General features: G+C 46.9%; 9 protein-coding genes. 3 read left to right on the top strand and 6 right to left on the bottom strand.

Annotation, left to right across the window (positions count from 1 at the left end; translation table 11 throughout):
- Positions 1-1,176 (bottom strand): ATP-grasp domain-containing protein (locus AB7U36_RS01605; RefSeq protein ID WP_428158055.1); only part of this gene is annotated, 1,176 nt, incomplete at its 3' end.
- A 928-nt stretch (positions 1,177-2,104) separates the two neighbouring features.
- On the opposite strand from AB7U36_RS01605, the gene hisS reads away from it, so the two are divergent.
- Entirely contained in the window at positions 2,105-3,361 is a 1,257-nt protein-coding gene (gene hisS / locus AB7U36_RS01600; protein ID WP_428158054.1) for a histidine--tRNA ligase, read from the top strand.
- A 25-nt stretch (positions 3,362-3,386) separates the two neighbouring features.
- Complete coding sequence (gene aspS / locus AB7U36_RS01595) at positions 3,387-5,174, top strand: aspartate--tRNA ligase (RefSeq protein WP_428158053.1); 1,788 nt, start codon at positions 3,387-3,389, stop codon at positions 5,172-5,174.
- A 145-nt stretch (positions 5,175-5,319) separates the two neighbouring features.
- On the opposite strand, the gene minE is transcribed toward aspS, so the two are convergent.
- The 5 genes from minE to AB7U36_RS01570 all read right to left on the bottom strand — a co-directional run bounded on the left by minE (position 5,320) and on the right by AB7U36_RS01570 (position 9,117).
- Complete coding sequence (gene minE / locus AB7U36_RS01590; RefSeq protein ID WP_428158052.1) at positions 5,320-5,586, bottom strand: cell division topological specificity factor MinE; 267 nt, start codon at positions 5,584-5,586, stop codon at positions 5,320-5,322.
- 10 nt (positions 5,587-5,596) lie between these two features.
- The gene (minD, locus tag AB7U36_RS01585) at positions 5,597-6,391 is read right to left on the bottom strand and encodes a septum site-determining protein MinD (RefSeq protein ID WP_428158051.1); all 795 of its coding nucleotides are present in this window, start codon (positions 6,389-6,391) and stop codon (positions 5,597-5,599) included.
- 32 nt (positions 6,392-6,423) lie between these two features.
- Complete coding sequence (locus AB7U36_RS01580) at positions 6,424-7,113, bottom strand: septum site-determining protein MinC (protein WP_428158050.1); 690 nt, start codon at positions 7,111-7,113, stop codon at positions 6,424-6,426.
- Between the two features lie 168 nt (positions 7,114-7,281).
- A complete protein-coding gene (locus AB7U36_RS01575; protein ID WP_428158049.1) occupies positions 7,282-8,430 on the bottom strand; it encodes a hybrid sensor histidine kinase/response regulator in 1,149 nt (382 codons plus the stop codon).
- 36 nt (positions 8,431-8,466) lie between these two features.
- On the bottom strand, positions 8,467-9,117 hold the full coding sequence (locus AB7U36_RS01570) for a response regulator (RefSeq protein WP_428158048.1): 651 nt from the start codon (positions 9,115-9,117) through the stop codon (positions 8,467-8,469).
- Positions 9,118-9,209: 92 nt separating this feature from the next.
- On the opposite strand from AB7U36_RS01570, the gene aroB reads away from it, so the two are divergent.
- Complete coding sequence (aroB, locus tag AB7U36_RS01565) at positions 9,210-10,247, top strand: 3-dehydroquinate synthase (protein WP_428158047.1); 1,038 nt, start codon at positions 9,210-9,212, stop codon at positions 10,245-10,247.
- The last annotated feature ends 5 nt before the right edge of the window (positions 10,248-10,252 follow it).

Genomic DNA, 10,252 nt, shown 5'->3' with positions numbered 1-10,252 from the left:
TATCCAGTTATCCAGTTCCATGGTGTAATTCAACACACCAATCATACTACTGTCGAAACCGAACATTTTATAAGGAACTTTCATACTGTCAAGAAGGTCACGGGCATAAATCATTCCCTGCACAACGTTTGGCCCGCCACGACCGATTACAACCTGAACATTAGGATTCAGTGCAATGTTTTCTCTCAAGGCATCCAGCATCGCTTTGATGGTAACGAAAATATCGGTGTTGTTTGCTTTACCACCAATAATCTGAACAATGTTGGCATTCTTCAGGAAGTGTTTGTAGCAAATGCTTGCAATCTCTTTCATCTTTGCATAGGGCGGGTTTCCACCAAAGTCGGATGAAAACATTGCTTTGTCGCCCAGAACCTCAGTAGCTGCACTGTTGGCACCACCACCGAACATGAAGGGCAAGATGGTTCCGTTGGGGTTGAGTTCCACAACGTCGCTTTGTCCCTGATAGGTTCTCAGCTGGTTGATTTCAGTTTCAAATTCCGTCAATTCCGTAGCAAATACTTCATTGGGGAATTTGATGCGGGTATGTGCGGGATCGTCCTGGTCAAAAGCGGCTTTAACGTCGCAAGCCACCGGAAGAGGACGTTTGCCCTTTTTCATGCGGATGGGGTTGAGCTCAATCATGGTCAGACCATAATTGTTATAAAGATCCCACAGCTTGGGAATCTGCTGTACCAGCGGGCTGATGTAGGCTTTGGGGCATCCCAGTTTGATCAGGGCATCATTCACATGATAACCTCTGAGACCTTCATTGGGATTAAACGGAATAATCGCTTTTTTCTCGGGCGGCAGTTCTTCAACTTCAACACCACCTTCAACAATCAACAGCATGGTCGGTGTTCTGGTGATTGTAGAGGTGGTAATACTTACATAAAGCTCTGCATCTGAGGCAACAAATTCTTCAAATGTGCAGCCGTTTGCTTTATGTGTCGTATTGCCCTGCTTATATTCGGCAAAGCAAAGATCTTTTCTGGCCTGGTTGGCGTCTGCATAGTTGTCGACAATTTTTACCAGTCCTGCTTTTCCTTTTTTACCGGCACTGCCCATGAAAGACGGTTTTACAACGACCTTGCCGCCTTTTTTGATCAGCGCTTCAATCTGTTCTTTGGTAGCATTTTCTGTCAGGGTCTCTGCTACGGGGAAATCAACTGTTTCCATCAATTGCTTTCCGTATTTTAATCCAGTTAGTTGCATTTTTCCTCCCTGATAATTGTAGTGAATTTAATTAAATAAAATTTCTCAATTCATTCGATATTACCAACAGACCTCAATCTTAACACCTTGCTCTCTCACGAATACAAAGTGCCGATTATTTTCAAGCATCTAACATTAACCTTGAAACAATGTCTTCCGTCCAGATATTGTTTTAAGGGGTCGTTAGCTGCTCCTCCTATTTGTCCAATACGGTTAAAGCCCCCCTAAACGTTTTCCCACACCAAACCCTCCTTTCTGTTTGGGATTTGAATAAATTAAACGGCCATTTTAAAAATCTCTTATCAAGCTTATTTTATCAAGCTTATCAAATTTATGTTTAAGTTTATATAGGATAGGAACTTCCGTTTTGTCAATAGGATAGTATAGCCAAAATTCACCGCCGGAATTTAATATGCGTCCATAAAAAATCGAACAGATAGCAGCCATGGGGGTTTAACCTTATTTTATCTTGACATCAACTGTTAGCTATTCAAAACCATTACTTGGTATTGTTCATTCTGTTTATCGCATTATTTGGCATCGTTATGCCGTCAGTAATAGTGTAATGGCGTTGCCTAAGGGCATAACCTTGGCAAGATCAAAATATACAGGCAGACCTGCCAAGGAGATAGTAGCGTTTAATGTTTGTTCTTCTTCGCACTCGTAATGGTAGCATGCTTTGTGACATATTTGCATACCCCTGTTGGTGGTAGGTTTTGATATTCAATGTACTATAGCGTCTCAATCCACTAAGCGCAACGAAATTTTTTATTTTTTTTGACGTTGGATTTGGGTCTTCATTAAATATTGACCAAAACACTGAATTTAATCTATATAGATGGGCTGTGTATTTTTTTGGAAATGAACAACATAGATTAAAGATATAAAAAGCATGCAGACCATACGCGGGTTCAGAGATATTTTACCGGAGCAGATTGCTCTGTGGCAACAGGTCGAACAAGAAGCAGCAACCCTGTTTGAATCCTTTGGATACAGGGAAATCCGTATTCCCATTGTGGAAAAAACAGCGCTGTTTGCCCGGAGTATCGGAGAAGCAACCGATATTGTTGAAAAAGAGATGTATATCTTTGAAGACAGGAACGGGGACATGCTCACATTACGGCCCGAGGCCACCGCATCCATCTGCAGGGCATATATCCAGCATAAAATGTATGCTGCCGATCCGGTGCGCAAGTTTTATCTGACAGGCCCCATGTTCCGCAGGGAGCGGCCGCAAAAGGGCCGCTACCGTCAGTTTTACCAGATTGATGCAGAGGTATTCGGGGTAGACTCCCCTTATATTGACAGTGAACTGATTTTTCTTTTGCACACATTGCTGCACCGTCTTGGACTTGAAGGCCTTTTTGCCCATATCAACAGCCTTGGCTGTCCTGCCTGCCGTCCTGATTTTCAAAACGCCCTGCTGGACTTTTTAGGCGAACGAAAAGCCAGTCTTTGCGAGAACTGCAAACGCAGGCTGGTTAAAAATCCGCTGCGGATACTGGACTGCAAAGTACAAACATGCAGACAGGCCCTTGAAGGGTCGCCTGCCACAGTGGATCACCTGTGCCCGGACTGCCGTACCCATTTTGAAACCGTGAAAAACAGCCTGGAAAAACTGGGGGTGAATTTCAAGATAGATGATACCCTGGTCCGGGGACTTGACTATTATACCCGTACCGCCTGGGAGATTCAGACCACAACGCTTGGCGCTCAGTCTGCCGTTGCAGGCGGCGGCCGGTACGACCGTCTGGTGGAAGAGCTTGGCGGGCCCTCAACACCGGCCATCGGGTTTGCCATCGGATTTGACCGTCTGGTGGAAGTCATGGAACAGCTTGGCAACCAGGCGTGCGAAACAGGCCCGGAGCTTTTTATTGTGAGCCTGGGTGCCGAGGCCCAGAAATATGCATTTGAATGGTCCTGCAGACTGAATACCATGGGCATAAGAACAGAAGCAGATTTCCGCGGAAAAAGCATGAAAGCATTGATGAAGCGGGCAGACAAGCTTAATGCCGCTTTTGTTCTCATTGCCGGGGACAATGAACTTGCCCAGAAAAAACTTGTGCTGCGCAACATGGCGACCAAGGAACAGACAGAAATCGGCCTGGACCATCTGGTGAACGATTTGGCACAACTAATTAAAAATTAAAATAGTTATGGAGTTTAAGAAAAAAGTGACTGATTTACTTGGAGACATGAAACGCACACACACCTGCATTGAGTTGGGAGACAGCCACGTTGGCCAGGAAGTTGTACTTATGGGGTGGGTTCAGCACCGCCGGGACCACGGCGGCGTCATTTTTGTGGACCTTCGGGACCGGAAAGGCATTACCCAGGTTGTATTTGATCCGTCTGTCTCCGCGGCTGTCCATGAAAAAGCCCAGGAAATCAGAAGCGAATATGTTCTGGGCATCAAAGGAAAGGTGTCGGCAAGGCCATCTGACATGGTAAACCCCAGAATGACCACCGGTGCCATTGAGGTGCTTGTGGACGAGCTGCGGATTTTTTCCAGGTCCAAAACACCTGCCTTTCAGATTGAAGACAGGGTGGATGCATCGGAAACCATACGACTCCAGTTCCGTTACCTGGATTTAAGGCGCACCCAGCTTAAAAACAATATTCTGGCCCGGCACAAAACCACCATGACGGTTCGAAATTATCTGGATGCCAACGGGTTTGTGGATATTGAAACTCCGTTTCTGACCAAAAGTACGCCCGAAGGCGCCAGGGATTATCTGGTCCCCTCCCGGGTAAACCAAGGCGACTTTTACGCCCTGCCCCAGTCTCCCCAGCTGTTCAAACAGCTTTTAATGGTTGCCGGATTTGACCGGTATTACCAGATTGTCAAATGTTTCCGGGACGAGGATCTGCGGGCGGACCGCCAGCCCGAGTTCACCCAGATCGATATGGAGCTCTCCTTTGTGGATGAACATGCGGTGATGCAGATTGCCGAAGGTCTGGTCAAGGCCATTTTTAAAAATGTACTGGATGTGGACTTTCCCGAACCCTTCCCCAGCATAACCTGGGCCGAGGCCATGGACCGCTTCGGTATAGACCGTCCTGATTTGAGATTTGGCCTGGAATTAAAAAATGTGTCCGATATTGTGGCCAATGCGGATTTCAAAGTATTTGCCTCTGTGGTAAAAAACGGAGGACTGGTTAAGGCCATCAATGCCAAGGGCTGTGCCGACTTTACCCGAAAACAGATTGATGAACTCACCGAATTTGCAGCCGTATACAGAGCCAAGGGCCTGGCCTGGATAAAGATAAAGGAAGACCAGTGGCAGTCCCCCATTGCCAAATTCTTCTCTGATGATGAAAAAGAGGCGTTAAAGCAACGCCTGGATCTTGAATCCGGTGATATTGTCTTTTTTGTGGCAGACCAACCCAAAGTCACCAATGAAGCCCTGGGTCAGTTGAGAAACGAATTGGCACGCAGGCTTGGGCTCATTGATGACAATGAGTTCAAGTTTACCTGGATCACCCATTTCCCCATGTTTGAATATGATGAAACGGAAAAACGCTACCAGGCGCTCCATCATCCGTTTACCGCACCTATGGAATCGGACCTGGACAAACTGGAGACCAGCCCCCTGGAAGTCAACTCCCGGGCCTATGACCTGGTTCTTAACGGTATTGAGATCGGCGGCGGCAGTATCCGTATCCATGACAGCGAACTGCAGGAACGGGTGCTCAAGTGCTTAGGGATAGGTGAAGAAGAAGCAAAGGAAAAGTTCGGGTTCCTTCTGGAGGCCCTGACTTTTGGCGCACCTCCCCACGGCGGCCTGGCATTTGGCCTGGACCGTCTGGTGATGCTGCTTTGCCGTGAGGATTCCATCCGCAATGTCATTGCCTTTCCCAAGACCCAAAAAGCCACCTGCCTGATGACCCAAGCACCCTCAAAGGCTGCCCCGGCCCAGCTCCAGGAGCTGGCCATTAAAACGGTAAAACCCCTGAATTAAGCATAGAGTCCAAGGCTGGATGCCTGAAAAACAAAAACCGTCCGGAATTGATTTATTTCCGGACGGTTTTGTTTGAACGCCCTTCATATCCCAAAGGCAGCTTTGCCCCTGATCATGTAAGGTCCCTGAAAATATCGTGTATGATCTAGGCCTGTTTTCTTTTTACATGAAGAATAGGGGTGTTAAACACCAGGGCAGAGACCTGTTTGTCATTTTTTACCTTAAGCTCCAATGCATCTGTATCAATTTCAAAATATTTTGATATCACATTAACGATATCGGTCTGAAGATCTGTCAGTGTGGTGTCGTTCACTTCCAGTTTGTCGTAAATCAAAGAAAATTGAAGGCGTTTTTTTGCTTCGTCACTACTTCTTTTCTGGCCTGAGAACCGTCTCAAAAATTCTTGCAGCATTCAACCCTCCTTATTTTAACCCAAAGGTTTTACTCAGTTTACTCCATACGCTGGTTTTCCGGTTCGGTACCTCAATGGGAATATCTTCCCCATTCAGACGTTTGGCAATCCTGCGAAAGGCTTGCCCGGCACTGGAATCGTTCTGGAGTACCAGGGGGATACCGGTGTTGGAGGAGATGAGAACCTTTTCATCCATGGGAACAAGGCCTATCAGCTCAATGGACAATATATCCAGCACATCTTCATGGCTGAGCATTTCACCGCGTTCCACACGGGCAGGCTCAATACGGTTGACAATGAGTTTAGGCTCCAGAGAACGGGCGTATAAAAGACCGATAACCCGGTCCGCATCCCTGACAGCGGACACATCCGGGGTGCAGATCACTATCGCTTCGTTGGCACTCACAACAGAATTTTCAAATCCTCTTTCAATACCAGCCGGGGAGTCCATGACCACATAATCAAATTTTTTGCGCAGCTCCTTGGCCACCCGTTCAACCCCTGCCGGTGTCAGCACATCTTTATTATCGCTTTGGGAGGCCGGGATTAAAAAAAGATTGTCAATACGTCTGTCCCTTATGGCGGCTTGATCTACTTTACATTTGCCCTGAACCACGTCAACGATATTGAAAACAATCCGGTTTTCCAGGCCCATAACCACATCAAGGTTACGCAGTCCGATATCCATGTCCACAATGGCGACCCTTTTTCCTTCAAGGGCAAGAGCGGCTCCAATGGAAGAGGTAGCGGTTGTTTTGCCCACGCCGCCCTTTCCAGATGTCACGACAATAACTTTTCCTTCCAAATTACACCTCAATATCTATGGTTGCCTTTTTTTTAAATCACTTCCGGCCAGGGCATCCGCTTGAACGGATTGTCTTTCATATAATTTTTAACCACAATGCTCTCCTGCTCCACACAGGCAAACTCAGGTCTCTGGCTCCCTGGGTCCCCGGCTCCGGTGGCTGTTATCAGCCCTATCTTTACCAGGCTTGGGTTAAATGCCAGGGAGAATATCATAGCACCATCATTTTCCGGGTATCCGGCATGGACTTTTCCTGCCAGGGTGCCAAGCACAATAATATCGCCGCCTGCGGTGAGCTCGGCACCAGGGTTCACATCCCCTGTGATGATCAGATGTTTTCTGGCATTTATTTTCTGGCCGGAGCGTACCCGCCCCCTGAGCATAAGGACATCACTTTTATGATGGTTCCAGCCCTTGGACATATCTCTTTGACGGCGACGTTCGGGGGGAATGGAGCGCTTTTGGGGGGAAGTTGAAATAGTGCCAAGCTCAAAATTACTTTCAAGGTGTGTTTTTATCCTTTCAACCAGATCCTCCTGCCCGGCAGCATCCCCGGTATCAAGGGTCACATCCGCATTGAGGGCCAGATGCTTGAGTTTTTTCAACAATCTGTCAATTTCAGCAATAATTTCAGATTCCGGGTGAGAGGGGTCTATGGTAATCCACAATCCGCCACCGGCACCTTTGAGTTTGACAGGAACGGTGTTATCAAAATTTATCATTAAAATCCATAAGCAAAGTTGAGATTGATCCGTACCATTTCTGCCCAGCGTAAAAAAACTGTTCAGAATACGGATTTAAGAATATTCACGAAACTATAAAAAATCATGAAAATTGTGTCAAGGAGTGATGAATTTTCACAAATCCAGACAGACGTATAGAAGGGTCTGTCATCCAAGGATATCTCTCAACTTATGTGAGAAATCCACCACGGAATAGGGTTTGAGAATATATCCTTTGCACCCCTGCCTGAGCATTTCCTGGGCATTTTCATCAATGGCATATCCTGTGGAAAGCAGGACTTTAATATCAGGGTTCAATTTTTTCAGCGCCATAAACACAGCCAGTCCATCCATGCCCGGCATGATCATATCCAGCACCACAATATTTATGTCGTCCTTTTTTTCTGCGTAGATTTTCAAGGCCTCCTTACCGGAAGCGGCTGTGAAAACCGTGTAGCCCAAAGCCTTGCATATCGTCCGTCCAACGTTGAGAATGCGCTGTTCATCATCTACCAGAAGTACGGACTCATGGCCAAGCATCAGTTCATTCTTGGCAGAAGGCATTTCATCTAAATGTTTGTGCTCTGCCAGGGGCAGAATAATGGAAAAAGAGGAGCCGACATTTAAAGAGCTCCATACATCAATGACGCCGTTGTGATGTTTTACGATTTTTTTGGCAAAGGTCAGACCCAGTCCCTTTTTTTCCGGGAATTGGTTATGGTCGTGGGAATAAAAGGCTTTGAATATCTTTTCCAGGGTGTTGCTGTCCATGCCGATGCCGGTATCGGATATGGTGATTTTACAAAAAAAACCGGATTTCAGTCCAAAGGCATCTGCTGTACCATTAAGAATTGCTGAAGCTTCCGTGCGCACAGAAAGTTTGCCGCCTTCCGGCATGGCCTGTAATGCATTATCGACGATAGCTGCGACCACCTGTTTAATTTTATCAGGATCGCCTTTAATGATTAAAGGCCGGGCATCAAGGCTTACATCCAAGATGATCCGGTGCCCTTTCAGATTAAGGGTTTCCACCACAGACCGTACCAGCCTGTTGACATCCATGCGTGTTAAATAAACCTCATCGGCCATGGCAAAGCCGAGCAGTTGGTTGGCAAGATCGGAACCCTTGTCAACGCTGGACAAAATTTCAATAATATGGCCGTAGAGAGGATCTGTGGGATTAACATTGTTGAGCATCAGTGAGGCATGTCCCTTGATGGCGGTCAGCAAATTGTTGACATCATGGGCAATTCCGTTGGCAAGCGCCTCCACGGCATCTGTTTTCTCAAACTGGGTTGCAGTTGTAATATGTTCCATTCAGTTCGTATCCTGGTACCTTGTCCTTGCCGATGCCTATTCCAGGGAAATGATGCCTTCAAGAATAGCATACTTGGTTAATCCGGCCACTGAAAAAATATTGAGTTTTTTCATAATATTTCTTCGATGGGTTTCCACGGTCTTAATGCTTACACCCAGTGTCTCGGCAATGTCTCTGGTTTTTTGGCCTTCAGCAATCAGTTGGAGGACCTCCCGTTCCTTCCGGGAAATCTTATTGAATTGGGGCGGTGTATCCCATATGCTGCGATCCATGCTCTGGTCGTCGGTACACATTCTGGCAATGGACGGCGTCAGGTAGAAATTTGTACGGATAACTTCCTGGATGGCATCATAAATTTCATCAAAGGCAGACGCTTTGAGAATATAGCCGGATGCACCCGAATCAAACATTTTATCAATAATTTTTTTACTTGAATGCATGGACAAAGCGATCACCCTGGTATGGGGCACTTCTTTCCTGATTTGGGCTGTGGCTTCCACGCCGTTAAGCTCAGGCATGGCAATATCCATCATCACAATATCAGGTTTAAGGGTGATTGCCTTTTCAACGGCTTCCCTGCCGTTTTTTGCAATATCCATAACCTGTATGCCCCTGTTTTCAAGAAGAGTTCTCAACCCCTCCCGAATGATGGCATGGTCGTCAGCTATAAGGACTTTTAACGGCATATGGCTCCAAAATATTTTGTTGAAGTCTATATCGAAGAACGGTTAAAATCAAATATTAATTAGAATTATCTTGACAATAAAAAGGAGAACATATGTTTAAAAGCTTTACAGTTGAAGGCCGGCAGGGGACATCCTCCATCCATGTGGGAGAGTCCCTGTCCCGTGTAGGAGATTACCTGCCGGATCAGGGTACTGTGGTTATTGTCACCGATGAAAACATCCTCAGGCATTACGGTGCATCATTCCCTGCCGGCCATGTGATCACCATCGGCACCGGGGAAAAGATAAAAGTCCTGTCTACGGTGGAATATATTTTGCGGGAAATGATTAAGGCCGGGTGCGACAGGTCAAGTTTTTTACTGGCTATCGGCGGCGGCATTGTCTGTGACATTGCCGGATTTGCGGCATCTGTTTTTCTAAGGGGTATCCGTTTCGGCTTTGTTTCCACCTCTCTTCTTTCCCAGGTAGATGCCAGCGTCGGAGGCAAAAACGGCGTCAACCTGGATGCCTTTAAAAATATGGTGGGGGTGTTCAGCCAGCCACAGTTTGTTCTGTGTGACATCGACATGCTGTCCACCCTGCCGGAAATGGAAATCTCCAACGGTCTGGCCGAGATTGTCAAACATGGACTGATCAAGGACCTATCCCTTTTGGAGTTTGTCGAAAACAACCGGGATAAAGCCCTGGCCCTGGACCGGGAAACGATTTTCCGGATGGTTGCGGATTCAGTAGCCATTAAATCCCGCGTGGTCCAGGCAGATGAACGGGAGGCCGGGGAGCGCCGCAAGCTGAACTTCGGCCACACCATCGGACATGCGTTTGAAAAGCTGAACCCCTGCGGCCATGGCCGTGCGGTTGCCGCAGGGATGGTGGCGGCAGCCGCATTTTCTCGCCAGAAAGGGTACATCAATCAAGGGGATGTGGACCGGATCAAGGATTTGCTTTTAGGGCTTGGTCTGCCTCTTGCCTTTGACTTCCCTGCGGAACAGATCATTGAGGCGGCATCCAGGGATAAGAAAAAACAAGGCCATACTCTCTTTTTTGTTTTTCTTGGACAGATCGGGCAGGCCAGAGTGGACAAGATCAGCTATGATGAACTCAACGGTTTTATTCGTGACTATTTTGCCTGATATTC

Source organism: Desulfobacter sp. (genome assembly GCF_050177295.1).
The sequence above is the reverse complement of the archived record's forward strand: the minus strand, read 5'-3'. Positions and strand labels throughout refer to the sequence as shown.

Bases quoted from the DNA above. Each gene is read 5' to 3' on its own strand.
- aroB (WP_428158047.1), top strand. From the start codon at position 9,210: ATGTTTAAAAGCTTTACAGTTGAAGGCCGGCAGGGGACATCCTCCATC.
- AB7U36_RS01580 (WP_428158050.1), bottom strand. From the start codon at position 7,113: ATGATAAATTTTGATAACACCGTTCCTGTCAAACTCAAAGGTGCCGGT.
- AB7U36_RS01570 (WP_428158048.1), bottom strand. From the start codon at position 9,117: ATGCCGTTAAAAGTCCTTATAGCTGACGACCATGCCATCATTCGGGAG.
- AB7U36_RS01575 (WP_428158049.1), bottom strand. From the start codon at position 8,430: ATGGAACATATTACAACTGCAACCCAGTTTGAGAAAACAGATGCCGTG.
- minE (WP_428158052.1), bottom strand. From the start codon at position 5,586: ATGCTGCAAGAATTTTTGAGACGGTTCTCAGGCCAGAAAAGAAGTAGT.
- hisS (WP_428158054.1), top strand. From the start codon at position 2,105: ATGCAGACCATACGCGGGTTCAGAGATATTTTACCGGAGCAGATTGCT.